The sequence below is a fragment of the Sorangium sp. So ce1014 genome (genome assembly GCF_051521505.1).
GTDB lineage: Bacteria > Myxococcota_A > Polyangia > Polyangiales > Polyangiaceae > Sorangium.
In genome coordinates this window covers 3,964,836-3,982,774 of sequence record NZ_CP150356.1, presented here as the reverse complement: position 1 = coordinate 3,982,774, position 17,939 = coordinate 3,964,836, and the positions used below count along the sequence as shown (strand labels likewise).

Genomic DNA, 17,939 nt, shown 5'->3' with positions numbered 1-17,939 from the left:
GCCCTGCGGGGGCAGCGACGGTGGGGAGATGGACGGCGGTGTGGCCGGCGCGGCGTCCGAGAAGATCAGCGGGTGATGAAGGTGAAGAGATCGTCGTCGCCCGTGAAGGGGAGCACCTCACCCCCCTCGTGTTGAGATCGACCACGGGTCCAGGGCTCGCGCCGCTCACGCCGCAGGGACGCCGAAGAAGTAATAACCCTTGCCCCGGAGCGGGAATTCATAGGTGCCGTACTCCCACCGGAAGGCGCCGCCGAGCGGGGCGACCATCTCCCGCAGCTCGGCCTCGGTGTAGACGCGGAGCGTGCTCACCACGCCGTCCCACACGCTGGCGGCCGCGGCGATCGGCGTCGCCCACGTGAGCCACGCCTTGGCGGCCCGGGATCGGCGCGTGAGCAGCGGGTTCGCGGCGAGCGCGGCGACGCCCACCGGCACCATGGGCAGGAACCCCAGCGGGTTCCGCTCGAACCCCTCGGACAGGAAGATGCCGGACGAGCCGCGCACCGCGTCCGCCAAAATCGCGCGCGCGAGCTCGGGAGAGAAATGGTGGAAGGCGTTGATCATCAGCCGCGCGCGGCCCTCGGCGAGCGCCCGCGGGATGCGCGTCGCGTCCACCGGCGAGGGCTCGAAGCCGACGAGCGACGGGTGCCGCGTGGCGGCCGCCGCCCACGCTTCCGGCTGCGGCAGGACATCGGTGAGCACGAAGCGCGGCGGCGTCGCGCCCGCGCGCAGGAGCTCGTCGATGAGCACCTCCGACGGCCCGGCCGCGCCTGCGCCGAGCTCGATGACCTCTGTCGCCCCCGAGGCGGCGAGGAAGCCCCGGAACGGCGCGATCAGGCCGCGCAGCATGCCGCCCCACCGGATCGTCCGGCTCAGCGACTCGATGATGAGCTCGCGCAGCGGACCGGGAGACCACGGCGAATCGTTCCACTCGAAGAGCGAGAGGCGAGGGAGACCGCGCTGCATCGGTTCACCGTCGACCGCCGCGGGCGGCGGCGCCATCCTGAACGCATGAACTTCCTGCTTCATCGGCACCTCGCCGCGCGCGATCTCGGCTCGGTCGCCGCCGGCGCGGGCGCGATGCTCCCCGACCTCTGGCGCATGGCGGATCGCCGTGTGAAGCCCTCGCGCGCGCCCGAGCGCCCCGACGCCCCGGCGCCCTGCCTCGCCGAGGTGCTGGCCGGCATCGATCACCACGTCGCCCTCGACCGCTGGTTCCACGCCGCCCCCGTCTTCGTCGAGGGGGAGCGCCGCCTCTCCGGGGCGCTGCGCGGCGCCGCGCTCGGCGCGCCGCGGCTCGCGCTGTTCGCCCACGTGCTCTGGGAGATGTGTCTCGACGGCGCGCTCGTGCGCCGGACCGGCCTCGCGCCCCTGCTCGACGACCTCCGCGCCGGCCTCACGGCCATCGCCGGCGCGCCCACCGAGGCCGCCGCCTCGTTCCATCATTTCGACCGGCGCGCCCCCTCCCCCACCGCCGCTCTCACCGATCGCCCCGCCTTCGAGGCGCGCCTCCGTCACATCTGCGACGAGCTCGCCCGCGGCCCCTGGATCGCCGGCTACCAGCACGGCGCCGGCCTCACCCTGCGCCTCTCCGGCGTGCGCGCCCGCTTCGGCATGCCCGCCTTCACCCCCGAGCAGCACGACCGCCTCGCCGCGCTCCTCGACGCCCTCACCCCCTCCGCCGACGACGCCCTCGACGATCTCCTCCGCACCGCCCCGCCCCCCATTCCTCCCTCTTAAATCCAGACGGCGTCCCGCGGCGGTCACTCATGGATGATGATCGTCGTGCCCTCGCCCAGCTCTTCGCCTGTATTGATGGCGTGCCACCCCGGCGGCACCGGCGGCTCGGTCCACAGGAACACCCGGTGGGCGTCGATGGGCGACAGGTTGATGCAGCCGTGGCTGCGCGGCGTGCCGAAGACGTCGTGCCAGTACGCGGCGTGGAGCGCGTAGCCGCTCGCGAAGTACTGGATGTACGGCACGTCCTTGAGGGCGTAGGTCCCCTCGCCGCGGCGCCGCGTGACGCCGTACTCCCCGTCGCCCTTGCGGGGGGCCGCCTTCTGGCCCGCCTCGGGCTTCGCCGCCGCGCCCGCGCCCGGCTTCTTCGACGAACGCTCCTTCGAGGAGCCGCCCTTGTCCGGCTTCGCGCCGCGCGACGCGGAGGGCGCGTCGGCGGTCGTGTCCGCGCGGCCGCCGACGCTCGACGACTCGTTCGAGTCCATCGTCGCCGTGATGTGCTTGTTGCGCATGCGGAAGATGCCGCGCACCGTGGCGGTCGTGGTCTTGGGGTCGGCCACCCCCGCCTGACCGGTCGAGACAAGCGTGGCGTAGATGGGGCGCTTGCCCTCCCAGAGCACGAGCGTCTGGTGCGCGATCGAGACCTCGATCCACTTCTCGCCCTTCTCGGCGACCTCGGGCCACACGGACGGGGCGACCGCGAGCCCGACGTCCAGCTGGCTCACGTACCGCTGATCCTTCGTGCGGTAGTACTTCACCCCTTCGATCCGGCGCATCCGCCCGGTCAGCGGGACGAGGTCGCGGAACGGGAGCTCCTTGCCCGGCGTGGCCTTGTCTCCCTGGATCTGGACGTCGCGCGCGTTCCGCGCCCGGACGAACGCGAGCGGCAGCGTGAGCTCGTCGTTCAGCTCGACGCCGTGCCAGGGAGAGCCCGTGTCGGGCTTGATCTTCGTGGCGGGCGCGAGCCGGAGATCGGTCGTGATCGCGAACCGCCGGCTCAGCGACTCCGGTCCGGTCGGGAACGACCCGATCAGCGACAGGCCGGTGAAGCGCCGCGCGCGATCGGCGAAGACCGCGTAGTCCGGCACCTTGAAGTCGCTGATGTTGCGGATGAGGCGCTTGCCGCCCTCCAGCCAGAACGGGATCGGGTCGCTGTCCCCTTCCGCGCCGAGCAGGGCGCCCTCGCCGAGCTCGAGCGAGTTCTTCCCGAGGCCGAGCTCGCCGATCCGCTTGCCCGGCAGCGGCACGCCGCGCGCGTCGATCGCCACGTCGCTCGCGCCGAGGATGACCCGCTGCACGGTCGCCTTGTTCTCCTCGAACCACGAGAGGTGCTCGTCGAGCTTGAACTCGGATTTGCGCTGCTCGTCGGCGGTGGGCACGCGCAGGTAGAGCGGCAGCACGGCGCGGACGAAGGCGTACCGGTACGGGAGCGCGGCCGTCAGGTTCGGCCCGGGGCCGGCGGCCTTGAGGAGGGGGTCGTCGAGATCGAGCGTCGCGTCCTCGCCGACGCAGAGGAAGCCGCGGGGCTCGATCGCGTACCAGCCGCCCGGGCAGCCGGCGGTGCCGGCGGGCTCGGCGGCGCGGGGCACCCTGGAGCCGACGCGCAGGTAGCCGAGCTTCTTCGACGTGTCGCGTGGCTCCTTGTAGACGGTCGCCACGAAGCCGGTGATCCCGAGCAGCGGCTTGTCGGTCGGCGGCCACGCCGTCACCGCGGGCGCCGCGGGCGCCGGCTCCCCCGCGGCGGCCGTGACCGCCGCGGCGGCCGCCTCCGCGCCCGCGTCGTCGGCCACGGCGTCCGTGGGCTTCTTGCACGCGCCCGCCCCGCACACCGCCGCCGAGAGCGCCGCGACGCGCGCGAGGCCAGCGAAGCGAAGAACGACGCGCGCCGCGCGCATCGAGCGCGGCGCACAGCGAGGCTTCCCGGAAGACAGCAGGCCGCCCATGCGGGCCTACTTGCCAAAAACGGGGCGCGACGAAAAGCCCAAAACACCCGCCCGGCGCTCAGGCCAGGAGGCCCGGCAACGGACCCGTGCAGTAAGCGGGGTTGCCGAACGTCGACACGTCCACGCCCATCGCGTTGCACAGCGTCACGAGCAGGTTGTTGTGGGGGTCGCCCTCGTAGCGCAGGTACCTCCCGGTCCGGAGCGCCCCGCCGGCGCCGCCGGCGATCACGTACGGCATGTCGCGCCGCGCGTGGCTCTGCCCCTGCGCGATGTCGGTGCACCAGAGGACGAGCGTGTTGTCGAGGAGCGTGCCCGTGCCCTCCTGGACCGCGTCGAGCTTCCCGAGCAGGTACGCGAGCTGCTCCGCTTGCCAGCGCCCGATGTCGATGAGCTGCCGCTGCTTGTCCGCGTAGCCCGGGCTCGAGTGCGACAGCGCGTGGTGCGTGTCCGACTGGCCCAGCCAGGTGAACACCTTCCCGGCCTGCGTCGCGCTCCACTGGAGGGACGCGACCCGCGTGAGATCGCAGGCGAGCGCCATCGCGAGCTGGTCGGTCTGCAGCCTCCCGATCGCAGGGAAGTTGTCGTTCGCGTAGACGTCGAGCGGCTCGCCCAGCTCCGGCAGCGCGCACACGCCGCCGAGGAGCCCCGGCGCGTCGAGGCGCTTCTCGATCTCGCTCACCGCGTCGAGGTGCTGCTCCAGCTTCTGTCGGTCCTCGCCGCCCAGCGTCCTCGCGAGGGAGCCGTAGTCCTCCATGACGCTGCCGAGCACCCGGCGGCGCAGGGCGCGCCGCCGCTCGAGGTCCGCCGGGTCGGCGCCGAGATCCAGGAAGAGCCGGTCGAACGCCGCGCGCGGGTCGTCCTCGGGCGGGACCGGCTGGCCCGGGCCGAGGTACGAGACGCGCGACGAGACGTTGGCGTACTGGACCTGGACGCCGAGCTCGAGCGACGAGAGCTTCGTGCGCTCCCCGAGCTTCGCGGCGAGGAACTGGTCGACCGAGATGCCGCCGCCCCAGCCGACGCGCGCGGCCGGGTCGCAGGCGTACGGGAAGAGGGTGCCCTCCTGGAGCTCCGTGCCCGTGAGGGCCTGTCCGATGCCCTGCTGGTGGGCATCGCCCGGCCCGTGGTGGGCGGACTCCATGTCGATGCCCTCGAGGACGAGCAGCTTGTCCCGGTAGGGCGCGAGCGGGGCGAGGATCTCACCGAGCTCGAAGGACGTCTCGGTCCCGGTCGGCTGCCAGGCGTTCTTGACCGTGCCGAGGCCCGTGAAGAAGACGACGAACCGCTTCGGGAAATCGACGGCGCTGGCCGAGCCGGCCATCGCGTCGAGGAAGGGCAGCGCGAGAGCGAGCCCGCCGGCCCCGCGCAGGAAGGTGCGTCGATCGAGGCGTCGCCTCGACGCGCGATGCCGCGCGGCGCCGCTCACGGCTCACCCCAGGCGCCCGGCCCCCTGCGGCGGTAGCGGAACGCGTCCGTCTGGGTCAGCGCCACGAGCAGCGCCTTGATGCTGTACCCGCCCTCGGCGAACGCCGCCTGGATCTGGTTCATGCTGCACTCGTCCTCCGCCTGCTCGGCGCGGCCATAGCCGAAGCGGAACCACTGCGTCGCGACGCACTGGCGCACCTCGTCGCTCTCGGCGAGGCGGTGCGCGAGCTCCACCGCCCCGTCGAAGGGTCCATCCGTGCCGCGGCTCCCGGCGATCTCGCCGCTCGCGTCGACAGGGACGCCCTCGTCGACCTCGCGGTAGAGGCCGATCCCGTCGTAGCGCTCGAACCCGAAGCCGATCGGATCCATGAGCCGGTGGCAGCCGGAGCAGCTCGGGTCCTCCGCGTGGCGCTCGAACCGCCTGCGGGTCGGGATCCCGCCCCGCACCTCGGGGGGCTGGATGTCGATGTCGGGCGGCGGAGGCGGCAAGGTCTGACAGAGCAGCCGCTCGCGGACGAACTTGCCGCGGTGAACGGGCGAGGACTGGTTCGGCTTCGCGAGCACCGAGAGCAGGCTCGCGTGGGTGAGGAAGCCGGCGCGCTGCGCCGGATCGAGCGGCACGATCGCGAGCTCGCCCGGCGCCCCGGCGCCGCCCGCCGGGGCCGGGAGCCCGTAGAACGCGCGGAGCTCGGCGTTCATCAGCGAGTAGGGCGCCGTCAGCAGGGTCGCCACGTCGCCGGCCGCGTCCTCGAACACGACGTGCTCGAGGAACGCCTCGGTCTCCGCCCGGAAGAGCGCCGGCAGCCCGGCGTGGAAGCCCGGGTAGACCGCCGTGTCCTTGGTGAGGGTGTCGATGTGCGACAGCTGCAGCCATTGCGCATGGAAGTTCGCGACCGCGGCGCGGGCGCGCGGATCCTCGAGCAGGCGGCGGGCGTGCGCGGCGATCTGCTCGGCGGTGCGGAGCTCGCCCGCGTCGGCCGCGACGAACAGCGCGTCATCGGGCATCGAGCCCCAGAGCAGGTACGAGAGCCGCGAGGCGATCTCGTGATCGGAGAGCGGCACCACGCCATCCCCGGCCGGGTCCGGCATGCCGAGCTCGACGCGGTAGAGGAAGTGCGGCGACTGGAGCATCCCCTGGATCACGAGCTCGACGCCGGTCGAGAAGCCGTGCTCGTCGTTCCCCCAGGCGAAGAGCCGCGCGAACCGCTCGCTCTCCAGCGGCGTGAGGGGCCGGCGGAACGCGCGCTTGCCGAAGCGCGCGATGAGCTCGTCGGCGCACGCCTCGGGCCCTTGCACCGCCGGGTCGCACCCCTCGAGGAGCCTCTCGGGATCCCGCGCGGCGCGCTCCGCGATCTTCTCGGAGGCCTTCATGAGCTGCTCGGCGAGGAGCGAGGTGACGCCGAGCGCCGCCGCCTGGTTGTTGAACCCGAGCGCCTCCTCCTCGATCACGAAGGCGTCCGCCGGCGCGCTGTCGTCGCCGAGGAGATCCCGGATCGTGTTATTGTACTCGAAGCGCGTCATCCGACGGAGCGGCGAGGCGCCCGGCCGGATCTCCGCGCAGCGCGGGGGCTCGTCCTCCGTCCCGGCGCCGGGCCTGCCGGAGCAGGCGGCTGCCGCCGTCACGACGATCATCGCGGGCCCCAGCCAGCCGCCGGGGCCGCGCTTCGCGCGGGGATGCCGTCCTCTTGACTGATCCATCTGCCCCCTGCCTGGGACGCGCTGGTTTGCGATGCGTGGCGTTGCGGCGCCGCGCGTCGTGCGACGACTTTTCTTACTCCATTGAAGCCAGTCGCGAAAGGCGGGCCGCGACGCGGCGAGCCTTCTGAATCCGGTTGTAGCGGAGTCTCCTAGCGACACTGCGTGTCGCTCGAAAGAATGCTCAACCCCTCGCAAGACGCTGGATTCTATCGTGACATCGCTTGTAGGCTCGCGCGCGTGCAAGCTCCCGTTGACGCCGCAGCCACCCCCCAAAGGCCCGTGCGCAAGCGCACCCGGTTCACCACGCTGTCTCTGTCTTTGAGCCTCTGCGGGAGGCTCCTCCTCGGGCTCTCCGCCGCGACCGCAGCCACGTTCGCGGGTTCGCCCGTCGCGCTCGCCGCCCCCAAGGCGTCGAAGTCGATCGCGGTTCACATCGAGGGGCCCAACGCGGCTGCCATCCGCGAGGACATTCTCTCCTTCGTCCCCGAGACGCTGGAGGTCGTCAAGCCCGCCGCGTTCTCGAAGTCGCTGAAGGGCGCCGGCCAGACCAAGCCCGTCGGGGACGCCCTGGTGATCAAGGCCCAGCGGAAGAAGGCCCTCGACCGCATTCGCAAGGCCGGCAAGGCCGCGAAGGTGGAGGGGGTGATCTACGGGGTCTCGCGGACGAACAAGAAGAAGAAGAAAGAGGTCCACCTCGTCTACGTGGACGAGAGCGTCGGCGACCTCGAGGTGGACAGCGCGGTGCCGCTGGGCGGATCGAGGGACGACCGCAAGAAGGCGCTGGAAGATCTGCTCGGCCCGATGCTCGCGCAGATCGCGCCGCCGCCCGCCCCCGAGGAGGAGAAGAAGGGCGGCGAGGACGGCGGCGACGGCGGCGAGGACGGCGGCGACGGCGGCGACGGCGGCGAGGACGGCGGCGGCGACGGCGACGGCGAGAAGAAGGCAGACGAGGACGAGAAGGACGACGGGGGCGCGAAGCGCAAGCGCAACGACGTCCGCTCGGCGCTCTTCTCGGTCGAGCTCGGCCTCGAGTTCGTCGGCCGCTGGTTCGACTACTCCGATCCGCTCTCGCAGAACCTCCGGCCCTACAGCGTCTTCGGTCAGCCGGCGCTGTCGCTCTCCGGAGAGCTGTATCCGCTCGCGGGGACGGGCATCGCGGTGCTCAAGGGCCTCGGGATCACCGCCGGGTACGCGCAGGCGCTCGGCCTCAACTCGGCGGTGGGCGACGGCGACCCGATCAGCACGACCTACCAGCGCATCAACCTCGGGCTGCGGCAGCGGCTGTCGATCGGCGAGTCGTCGGTGCTCGGGATCTCTGCCGGGCTCCGGTTCCTGACCTTCGAGATCGACGCGCAGGGGGCTCTCGCCAACACCGTGCCGAACGTCTCCTACACGCTCTTCCGCGCCGGCCTCGACGCGCGCGTGCCGGTCGGCCCGGTCGCGCTGGCCCTGGGCGCCGATTACCTGATGCCGCTCTCGTCCGGCCCGGTCTACGACCGGTTCACCGGGGCAAGCGTGCAGGGCATCGGCGCGACGGCCGGGGTCCTCATCCCCGTCGCGACAGGGATCGAGGCGCGGCTGCTCCTCGAGTACGCCCGGTTCTTCTCGTCGTTCCAGCCCGAGCTCACCGACACCTACGCCGCGGGCGGGGCCACCGACCAGTACCTTGGAATTCGGCTCGCCGGGGCTTACATCTACTGAGAGTGAGGTAGCACGTGACGTTCATCGCTTCCCTTTACGGGCGCACCGCGCTCGCAGTCTCCGCGCTGATGAGCGGCGCCGCGCTCCTCGCCAGCTGCGCGGGGACCCTCGACGACGACTTCAAGGACGAGTACGCCACCGGAGGCGACGGGGCCGGCGCCGGCGATGGCCAGGGCACCGGCCAGGCCGCTGCGACGAGCGGCGGCGGCGCCGCCGCCGCCGCGACCACCGCGACCACCGGCGGCGAGGCAGCGGCCACCACCGCGACCACCGGCGGCGAGGCGGCGGCCACCACCGCGACCACCGGCGGCGAGGCGGCGGCCACCACCGCGACCACCGGCGGCGGGCCGGATTGCGGCGACGTTCCGGCGCTGATCGTCAACACGTGCGGCGGCGCAAACTGCCACAACGCGACAACGAGGGCCTCGGGCCTCGCCCTGACGGCGGGGTTCGAGACGATGATCAAGAACCAGCCGTCCGGGTCGTGCGGCGGCTCGGTGCTCGTGCCGGGTCAGCCGGACATGAGCTCGCTCTACACGAAGATCACGGCCACAAATGACTGCAATAACCGGATGCCGTTGAACCAACCGGCGCTCATGGACGAGCAGATCGCGTGCGTGCGCGACTGGATCATGACGCTCCCCCCGTGAGGAGCTGAGGGAGCGGAACGCCGCGGGCGGCGCGTCGTTCCATCGACGAGCCCGCCTCGTTGGCGCCCCCTCGGCCAGAGGCTACGCTCGCCGCAATGCTGCGCCGGCGCTCGTTCTGGATCGCCGCGGCCGCTGTCGCCTACACGGCCTTCGCCGCGCTCCGGGCGTCCGGCGGCCACGGGCCCGCGTGGCTCGCCCTGCTCGGGCTGCCGGCGCTGCTCGCGCTCGGCTTCCGGTGGGTCGAGCGGCCGCCGCGCGGCGAGGACCGGATCGAGCCGGCCGCCCGCAGCGCGGCCGCCGTCTGCCTCACCGGCGCCGCGATGCTCGCCGCCGCGCGGAGCGGCCCCACCGGGCTCGCGCTGATCGCGCTCGGCAACCTCGGCGCCGCGGCCGCGGCGATGGCCGCCCTGGTCGGGCTCGCGCGCATCGCGGGCCTCGGCGGCCTGCTCGAGGCGCCGCCCAGCACGCGGCGCCTCGACGCCGCGGCGTTCGCCTCGCTCTTCTGGACCGTCGCGGTCGCCCTGCCCGCCGTCTCGGCGGTGGCGCCCGAGCGCGCGGCGGACCTCGATCCGCTGCTCGTGCCCTACGCGACCTCCGCGGCGTCGCTCGGCTCGCTCACGGTGATGCTCGTGGCGATCGCGCGCGTCCGCATCGCGCGGCGGATCGAGCTCGGCGTCGCCGACCGGGTCGAGGCCGCGCTGCTGCTCTCGGCGACCGCGCTCGCTGTCGGCCTCGCGGCGGCCTTCGTCGGCGTCGCGCCGCCCGAGTCGATCCTGCCCGTCACGAGCGCCGTCGCGGCGGTCTGCGTCGCGTCCTGCACGGTGGCCGCGGACGCCGCGCAGGTCTCGCGCGCGCTCCGTCGCACGCTCGCGATCGCGACGCTCGCGACCCCGCCGGCGCTCCTCGCGGTCTACGCGGTGCACGAGGCGCCGCGCGGCGATCTCGGGCTCCGCGGCGCGCCGCAGTCGTCCGTCGGCGTCGCCGTGTTCGGCGCGTGCGCGCTCTGCGCCCTCGCGGGGCTCGCCGCGCCGGCCCTCGCGCGCCGGTTCGCGCCGGAGGGGGCGCGCTGGCTCGGCGCCTTCGACGCGGCGACGCGCGCGGCCATGAACCCCGAGCCGGAGGCGGCGCTGGAGACGGCGCTCGCCGCCCTGCGCGACGCGTCCGACGCGGGCACCGCCGGGCAGGCCCCGCCGGCGCTGTACCTGCTCTCGCCGCCCGAGCGGGTGACCGTCGATCGCGCGGGCTACGCGCACACCGAGCCGGCGGAGGTGCCGGCGCGCCTCATCGAGCTCGCTCAGATCGAGCCGGAGCGCGTCCTGCGCGTCGAGGCGGCCGAGGCGGTCGAGGTCCGGCGTCCGGAGGTGCGCCCGCTGCTCGCCTGGCTCGCCGAGCGCGACATCGGCGTGGTCGCCCTGGTGAACGACGCGGAGGGGCCGATCGGGGCGCTCGCGATCCCGCGGGGCCGGCGCGCGTCGCCGATGACGCTGGAGGAGGTGAGCGGCCTGCGCGCGGTCGCCGACCGGCTCGGCGCGGTGATCGCTGTGTCGGCGATGCTGTCGGGGTCGCGCGGCCGTGAGGTCGCCGCCCGCCGCGAGGCCGAGGAGCGCGCGGGCGAGGTCAGGCGGCTCACGCGCGCCGTGACGCAGGGCGCGGGGCGGTTCCGCGCGATCGCGGCGCTGCTCGCGCGGCCGGCGCGGGCCGCGGCCTACAGCCCCGCCGCGCGCGCGGCGATCGAGCAGCTGGAGCGGCTCGGCGAGGCGGGCGGCCCGGTCACGCTGCTGACGGCGCCCGGGATCGACGCGGTGGCGTGGGGCGCCGTCGTCCACCTGTCGTCGGCGCGGGCGGGCGGCCCGCTGGCGATCGTCGACGGCGCGGCGCCTGTCCCCGAGGGGTTCGCGCAGGCGTTCGCCCAGGCGCGGGGCGCCTCCTCGGAGCGCGCGGGCGGCGACGGGTCGTCGGGCTCGGAGGAGACGCCGCCCGCGCTCGCCCTGTGGCGCGATCCGGACAGCTCGCCGATCGAGGCGGCGAAGGGGGGGACGCTGCTCGTCCTCGACGCCCAGGCGTTGCCGGCCGAGGTGCAGAGCTACCTCGGCGCGGCGCTGCCGGACGACGTGAAGCTCGTCGTGGCGGTGCCTCAGACGGTCGACGCGCTCGTGGCGACCGGTCAGATGAGCGAGCGGCTCGCCGACCGGCTCGGCGACCGGGCGGTCGCGCTGCCCTCGCTGTCGTCGCGCGGCGAGGACCTCCGGGCGCTCTCGCTGGACCACCTCGCGCGCATCGGCGTCCGGCTGCGGGGCCGGCCGTTCGGCCTCGATCTGCGCGCGCTGCAGGCCGTGCTCGACCATCCGTGGCCCGGCAACGACGCCGAGATGGGCGCCGTCCTCCTCCGCGCGGCGCTCGTGGCCAAGGGCGACGTGATCGGCGAGAAGGAGCTCGCGGCGATCGGGTTCGCGCCGCAGCCCGAGCCGTCCACCCACGGGGACGGCGCCCGGAGCGAGCCGCGGCGCGCCCGGCGGCGGCGCGCGGAGAAGGCGGGGTAGCCGGGCGGCCGGTGCTGCGCGGTCCGCGTGGGGGGACGCCCGCCGGCGTGCGGCGCCGCGTGGGGGACGCCCGCCGGCGTGCACCGCCGCGTGGGGGACGCCCGCCGGCGTGCAGCGCCGCGTGGGGGGACGCCCGCCGGCGTGCGGCGCCGCGTGGGGGGACGCCCGCCGGCGTGCGGCGCCGCGTGGGGGGACGCCCGCCGGCGTGCGGCGCCGCGTGGGGGGACGCCCGCCGGAGCGAGCCGGTCGCTACGCCTCCGCCGGGGTCCGCCGCGCGGCCCTGGGCGGCACGCCGGGCCGGAGTTGCGCGGGCCGCAGCATGTCCTTCTGGATGAAGTGCTCGAACATGTGGAGGCAGCCGGGACAGGGGCTCAGGCAATCACCGGCATCGAAGTACCTCGATGCCTCGGCCAGGAGCGCGATCCCGCCGTCGGGGATCTCGCGCAGCGCCTGCCGGACCCTCGCCTCGCCCGCGATCCCCTGCGGGAGCTTTCGCTCGCGCTCCCACGCCATGAGGTAGTCGCTGATCACCGCGGGCGCGGAGCACCGGCGCGCGTCCACGGGGATCTTGGCCGGCTCTCCCTTCGAGAGCGCCTCGACCCAGTCGCGGTACCACGCGGTGAAGCTGTCGTGGGTTGGGAGGAGACCCGAGCCCGCCGCGCGGAGATCCGCCCAGACGCTGCCCGCGCGCGGGCCGCGCACCACGAGCACGGAGAAATAGCCGCAGCCCATGTGCGCGAGCGCGACGGTGCCGCGGACCGCTTCGTCGGCCTGGAGCGCGGCGCGCTGGGACACGGTCAGCGTCCGCGGATCAGGCCGGTAGGGCCTCGTGTGCGGGAACTCGTCCGTGAGGCTCTCGATCTGCCCCGGGCCGTCGAGCGGCAGGAGCCCGTAGTAGGGGCCCGCGCCGGCGCTGCCGACCCGGGTGAGGAAGGCTGCGTAGTCGGCGGGGACGCGGGCGCCGCACGACGCCTCGATGCGACGGAGCTCCTCCGGCGCGAGCGGCGGGAGGAGGCGATAGCCGTGCTCGCGGGCGCCGAAGCGGTTCAGCCACGGGTCGTGGTCGCGGTGGAAGTGGTCGAGCGCCTCGGCGACGCCCGCGATGAAGCCTTCGACGACGGCGACGGGCGCGGGGTGGTGGAGCCCTTCAGCGCGCAGGCGCTCGATCGCCCACGCTGCGGCGGCGCTCCCCGGGTGCGCCTTGGCGTACGCCGCAAGCTTGTCGTACCACGAGGCGTCTCCTTCGCGCACGGCACGGTGATACGCGTAGGCCGGGAAGGCCACGTGGTGGGCCGGCTGCTTGTCGAGGACGGCCTCGAGGTGGCGCAGGCCCTCGTCGGCGCGGCCGGCTTCGCAAAGCATGGCGCCGAGGTCGCAGCGGGCCGAGACGTCCTCGGGATCGAGGCGGGCGGCGGCCTCGAACGCGTCGCGGGCCGCGTCGATATCGCCTTGTTCACGGAGGGCGTACGCGAGGCTCACGGCGGAGGCGAACGTCGGATCGAGCTCGAACGCGCGGCGGGCGAGCTGCGCCGCGTCGTCCAGCCGGCCGAGCTTGCGGAGGATCATGCCGGCGACCCAGGCGACCTGCGGGTGGTCCGGGTGGCTCGCGCGGAGCACGTCGAGGGCGGGCAGCGTCTTTTCCAGAGCGTTGCGAGCCTTCGCGTCGAGGCGCTCGTCGGGGAAGCGGCTGAGGAGCTTCACGAAGCGGCAGACGGCGGCGCCGACGTCCATGAGCGCCACGTTCTTCGGGGTGAGCTCCGGGGCGCCCTGTCGCGGCGTAGGCTTCTGCTTGCGCCGCCCCGTCCTGGCCATGGGCGGGACGGTAGCGCGCATCGGCGAGGGCACCAAGGGAAGGGCCGCTGGGTCGCGCGACGCGCCCGGACACGTCCCAGCCCGGTGGGGGGACCGCCGCCGCCTGGTGGGTGCCGCTTGCGGCAGGCGTGCCTGTCGCTGAGCATGCCCGCATGGCACGAACGGCCCCCTTTCCGAACGCGATGGTGATCCCCGGCATGAACCCCGGCGTCTTCATCCTCGGCGGCGGCGGGGGCGGCGGGGACGGCAACGGTCGCGGCGGTAACGGCCGCGGCGATGGGCAGGGCGGCGATGGGAAGAACGGTGGCGACGGCCCGCACGGCGGCGGAAAGGACGCGGGCAGCTGCGGGCCGGGCAGCGGCGGCGGCTGCCCCAACCCGACCCATGGCAGCGGCGGCGGCACGCATGCGGGCGATCCGGTCGATCCGATCACGGGGCGCGTCACCACGGTCGCGGTCGTCGATCTCGCGCTGCCCGGCACGATCCCGCTCGTGGTCAAGCGCAGCTACAGCTCGGCGCTCATCGAGGAGGACTGCGGCCTCGGCTTCGGCTGGACGCATTCGCTGTCGTGGCAGGTCGAGGAGCGGCGCCGCGGCCTGCGGGTGCTGGAGCCGCACGCGGCGGCGACCGAGCTGCCAAGGAAGCTCGATCCAGGCGAGTCGGTGCGGCTGCCGTGCGGGGTGCTCACGCGGTACGCGTGGGGCTATGCGCTCGCCGCAGACGGGCTGGCGTACCTGTTCGCGGAGCCACAGGGCAGCCGGTGGCTGCTGAGCCGGATCATCGATCTCCACGACAACGTGATCGAGCTCGTCTACGAAGACGGCCGGCTCGCGCAGGTCATCGACAGCGTGGGCCGCGTCGTGCGCGTGCGGCGGCACAGGGACGCGCACATCGCCGCCTTCGAGGTCAAGAACGCCTCGGCGCAAGGGCGCTGGGAGGCGCGGCGCAGGTACGCGTTCGACGCGAGGGGCGATCTGATCGCGGCCGAGGACGCCGCGGGACACGCGCACCGCTTCGCCTACGACGAGGACCACCGCCTGGTGCGGCGCGATGAGCCGGGCGGGCTCGTCGCGGAGTTTCGCTACAAGGACAAGCGGTGCGTCGAGACGTGGTGCCACCGCGAGGGCAACGACGCGCTCGACGACGGCGTACCGGAGACCTTGCACGACGGATCGCGGGCCGAGGGGTTCTTGCACGCCAAGATCGACCACAACGACGGCGTGCTGACCGAGGTGATCACCTCGCGCACCATCCGCCGCGTCGACGGCAACGCCTTCGGCAAGCTCGACAAGATGGTCTGGGGCGGCGGCAGCGGCGTGCACACCTTCCGCTACGACGATACGGGCGCGCTGCTCGAGTATGCAGACGCGCTGCAGCAGGTCTTCCGCTGGGAGCGCGACGCGGACGGGCGGCTCCTGGCCGAGGTCGACCCGATGGGCAACAGGACGTACTACGAGCACGACGCGCGCGGCTTCGTCTCCACCATGACCGACGCGCTCGGCGCCGCCGCGCGCTACGAGCGCGATGTGCGCGGCGACGTGGTCGCCGTGGACGACGAGATGGGCTTCGTGGTGGGCTTCGCTTACGACAGCCGCGGCCTGCTCGTCGGCGCCACCCTGCCGAACGGCGGCGCGACGCGCATGGAGTACGACGCGCTCGCGAACCGCGTCCGCGTCGTCGAGCCCGACGGCGCCGAGCGGCGCATCCGCTACGATTTCCTGGGGCGTGTCATGGGCTCCACCGACGAGCGGGGGATCGAGACGCGCTTCGCCTATGACGCATGCGGCAGGCTCGCGGCCGTCTTCGGACCGGCCGGCGGGGTGACGCGCTACGACTTCGACGTCGACGGCAACCTGGCGAGGATCACCGACGCCGACGGGCGCGCCACCAGCCTGCGCTGGGGCGGCTTCCACGTCGTCACCGAGCTCGTGCGGCCCGACGGCAGCAAGCTACGGTACCGCTACGACCGCGAGCAGGACCTCGTGCGCATCGTCAACGAGGCCGGCGAGGAGCACCGCCTCCTGCGCGACGGCGAGGGGCGCATCACCGGCGAGCAGACCTTCGACGGGCGGGAGATCGGGTACAGGCTCGACGTGCAGGGCAGGATCACGCGCGTCGAGCGCGGGAGCGACAAGGTCGACCTCGAGTACAATCCGCTCGGCAGGCTCGTGAAGCGCAGCACCTCCGACGGGCGCGAGGACGTGTTCAATTACGATCCGCTCGGCAGGATCGAGCGCGCGGCCAGCGGCGACATCGAGTGCGTCTACACCTATGACCGGCGCGGGCGCGTGATGACCGAGGTGACGCGGCGGGGCGACGAGGTGCTCGCGGCCTTCGCGTGGACCTACGACGCCATGGGCAAGGTTGCCACCGTGCGCGGGCCGGACGGCGAGCTGCGCATGGATCGCGATCCGAGGGGACGGCCGGTCGCGGTGTGGATCGAAGGCGAACGCGAGCCGCTGCGCTTCGCGTACGACGCGGCGGGCTTCGAGGTCGCGCGGACCTTGCCCGGCGGCGGCACGATCGCGACCGAGATCGACGCCGCAGGCTTGGCGCAGCGGCAGCGCGTGCTCGGTCAACCCACGGCGCCGCGCGTTGGACCTGGCGAACCGCCGTGGGTCGGACCGCTCGTGACGCCCGAAACGTGGCGCAAGACGTACGCGTGGTCGCCCGCCGGCATGCTGCGCGCCGACGAGGATCTCGGCGGCACGACGCGAGAGATGCTCCGCGACGCCAACGGCCGCGTCGTCGAGCGCCGCAGGGCGGGCAAGGCGCAGGGCAAGCCGGCGGAGCGGTTCCGGTTCACCGCGACGGGAGACATGGAGCGGGAGGGCGAGCAGAGGACGTACGCGCCAGGGGGGGCGCTTGACGGAGCGCGCGACGGCACAAGAGACCGTGCGCTACGAGCACAGCGAGCGCGGCGACGTGATGCGGAAGCGCGTGAGCGGACGCGAGGGACAGGGGCAGGGCGAGCCGGCGCACGAGCGCGTGTGGTTCTACGAGTGGAGCGCCGATGGGCGCCTCCTGCTGGCGCGGACCCCGAAGGCCAGGGCGATCTCGTTTGCCTACGACGCTTTCGGTCGAAGGATCGAGAAGCGCGTGGCGCGGCTCGGGAAGGTCGAGAGCGTGACCCGGTACGCCTGGCGTGGCGACGTCCTAGTCCACGAGCGCTGCGAGCGGACCCGGGACAGCGAAGCGCCCGTCGTGGAAGAGCGCAGCTATGTGACGCTGCCGGAGAGCGCGCTGCCGCTCGCGCAAAGGGACGGCGCGGCGGCGGCGCTCAGGTACTTCGTCCACGGGGTGAACGGGTTTCCCGAGGCGCTCGTGGAGGACGACGGGCGCCTCACCGCCGAGATCGAGGTCGGGCTGTATGGAGACGTGCCGGCCGAGCAGGCGCGGATCACGCCGCTCAGATTTCCGGGGCGGTACGCCGATGAGGAGACGGGGCTCCACTACAACTGGCACAGGTACTACGACCCAGAGACGGGGGCGTATCTCAGCCCGGAGCCGATCGGGCTGGAGGGAGGGCTCAAGGCGTATGCGCACGTCGACAATTACCCGGTGGAGTGGGTGGACGCAGATGGGCTCGCGCGCATGGAGTGCACCATCACGCGCTCGGATGGCTCAACGATAACAGGTGCAAGCCGAGGGCGCCGCCGCAGCGATCTCCACCCTGCCGTTCAGGCGGCGCTCCCACCATCGAACGCTCGCGGCCAAGATGCCAGCGTGCAGCCGCAAAACTGCGCTGAGCCCCAGGCCCTGAGCGACCATCTGGAGGATTGGCAGAGCCGGACAGGCCTGTCGTGCCGCCCCGGCGATCCGGATTGGAGGAGGAACCTGCGAGCGGCCATGGGTGAGATTGGCACGAACGGTGGGATCGCTTCCTCCATGGGAGGAACGCCAAGGGCGTCCTGCCCGAACTGTTCGCAGACGATTCCGCGACTCTACGCGCTCGCCGGGATGGATCCGCCGAACAGAGTGATCGCGCCAGGGCATCAGGGTCAGGAGCGCAGCGGACCTCTGACAAGGACCACAAGACCTACAGGCGGCTTCCTGTCTGACCAGGGTAACCGCGGGGCTTCCAGCTTCAACGACTCCCGAAACCGCGGCGGGACCCCGGGCAATGTCCCCGGACGCGGTGGCCTCGGCACGTGGACTTATGATGAAAACCGCGGATTCTGGCATCGCCATTGATGGTGCCCACAGCAACGCATCGAGGAACCGACGTCATGTCAGATCCCAGGATGATGGAAGATCCTCGCGAACGACTCAACGGAGGAGCGTTTGAGCTCGGTCTATGCCAGCCGGGCACTGCACGGCACGCCGAGCTTCGCATTCTCGGGAACGTGTTCGAGCAGACCCTACGGGATGCTGGCTCGCACGAGACCAAGCGTCGGACGTACGCGAGCGCGATCGTCGCCGTAACCGCGTTCGAGCAT

General features: G+C 73.3%; 11 protein-coding genes. 6 read left to right on the top strand and 5 right to left on the bottom strand.

The features are described from left to right. Positions 1–165: 165 nt before the first annotated feature. Entirely contained in the window at positions 166–1,026 is an 861-nt protein-coding gene (locus WME75_RS15135) for a hypothetical protein (RefSeq protein WP_437491164.1), read from the bottom strand. On the opposite strand from WME75_RS15135, the gene WME75_RS15130 reads away from it, so the two are divergent. Next, the gene (locus tag WME75_RS15130) at positions 1,009–1,737 is read left to right on the top strand and encodes a hypothetical protein (protein ID WP_437491161.1); all 729 of its coding nucleotides are present in this window, start codon (positions 1,009–1,011) and stop codon (positions 1,735–1,737) included. The two genes, WME75_RS15135 and WME75_RS15130, sit on opposite strands and share 18 nt — an antisense overlap. A gap of 23 nt (positions 1,738–1,760) precedes the next feature. Here WME75_RS15130 and WME75_RS15125 read toward each other — a convergent pair whose 3' ends face one another. From WME75_RS15125 to WME75_RS15115, 3 genes are read right to left on the bottom strand one after another with little or no spacing between them, the layout of a single operon-like run. Continuing rightward, the gene (locus WME75_RS15125) at positions 1,761–3,677 is read right to left on the bottom strand and encodes a L,D-transpeptidase (protein ID WP_437491158.1); all 1,917 of its coding nucleotides are present in this window, start codon (positions 3,675–3,677) and stop codon (positions 1,761–1,763) included. A gap of 58 nt (positions 3,678–3,735) precedes the next feature. Then, positions 3,736–5,100 (bottom strand): DUF1552 domain-containing protein, encoded by a 1,365-nt coding sequence (locus WME75_RS15120; RefSeq protein WP_437491155.1) that lies wholly within the window; start codon positions 5,098–5,100, stop codon positions 3,736–3,738. Then, complete coding sequence (locus WME75_RS15115) at positions 5,097–6,731, bottom strand: DUF1592 domain-containing protein (protein ID WP_437491152.1); 1,635 nt, start codon at positions 6,729–6,731, stop codon at positions 5,097–5,099. The genes WME75_RS15120 and WME75_RS15115 overlap by 4 nt, the downstream gene beginning before the upstream one ends. A gap of 345 nt (positions 6,732–7,076) precedes the next feature. Here WME75_RS15115 and WME75_RS15110 point away from each other — a divergent pair, with 345 nt between their 5' ends. From WME75_RS15110 to WME75_RS15100, 3 genes are all read left to right on the top strand, one after another. Beyond that, a complete protein-coding gene (locus WME75_RS15110) occupies positions 7,077–8,498 on the top strand; it encodes a hypothetical protein (RefSeq protein WP_437491149.1) in 1,422 nt (473 codons plus the stop codon). A gap of 14 nt (positions 8,499–8,512) precedes the next feature. Then, positions 8,513–9,148: a c-type cytochrome domain-containing protein gene (locus tag WME75_RS15105; protein WP_437491146.1), complete on the top strand. Its 636-nt coding sequence runs from the start codon at positions 8,513–8,515 to the stop codon at positions 9,146–9,148. Between the two features lie 95 nt (positions 9,149–9,243). After that, positions 9,244–11,688 (top strand): hypothetical protein, encoded by a 2,445-nt coding sequence (locus WME75_RS15100; protein ID WP_437491143.1) that lies wholly within the window; start codon positions 9,244–9,246, stop codon positions 11,686–11,688. A 249-nt stretch (positions 11,689–11,937) separates the two neighbouring features. On the opposite strand, the gene WME75_RS15095 is transcribed toward WME75_RS15100, so the two are convergent. After that, on the bottom strand, positions 11,938–13,521 hold the full coding sequence (locus tag WME75_RS15095; RefSeq protein WP_437491140.1) for a tetratricopeptide repeat protein: 1,584 nt from the start codon (positions 13,519–13,521) through the stop codon (positions 11,938–11,940). Between the two features lie 131 nt (positions 13,522–13,652). Between WME75_RS15095 and WME75_RS15090 the strand changes: the two genes are divergently transcribed. Both WME75_RS15090 and WME75_RS15085 read left to right on the top strand, forming a co-directional pair. Then, a complete protein-coding gene (locus WME75_RS15090; RefSeq protein ID WP_437491138.1) occupies positions 13,653–16,937 on the top strand; it encodes a DUF6531 domain-containing protein in 3,285 nt (1,094 codons plus the stop codon). Then, the gene (locus tag WME75_RS15085; protein WP_437491136.1) at positions 16,825–17,694 is read left to right on the top strand and encodes an RHS repeat-associated core domain-containing protein; all 870 of its coding nucleotides are present in this window, start codon (positions 16,825–16,827) and stop codon (positions 17,692–17,694) included. The genes WME75_RS15090 and WME75_RS15085 overlap by 113 nt, the downstream gene beginning before the upstream one ends. Positions 17,695–17,939 lie beyond the last annotated feature (245 nt).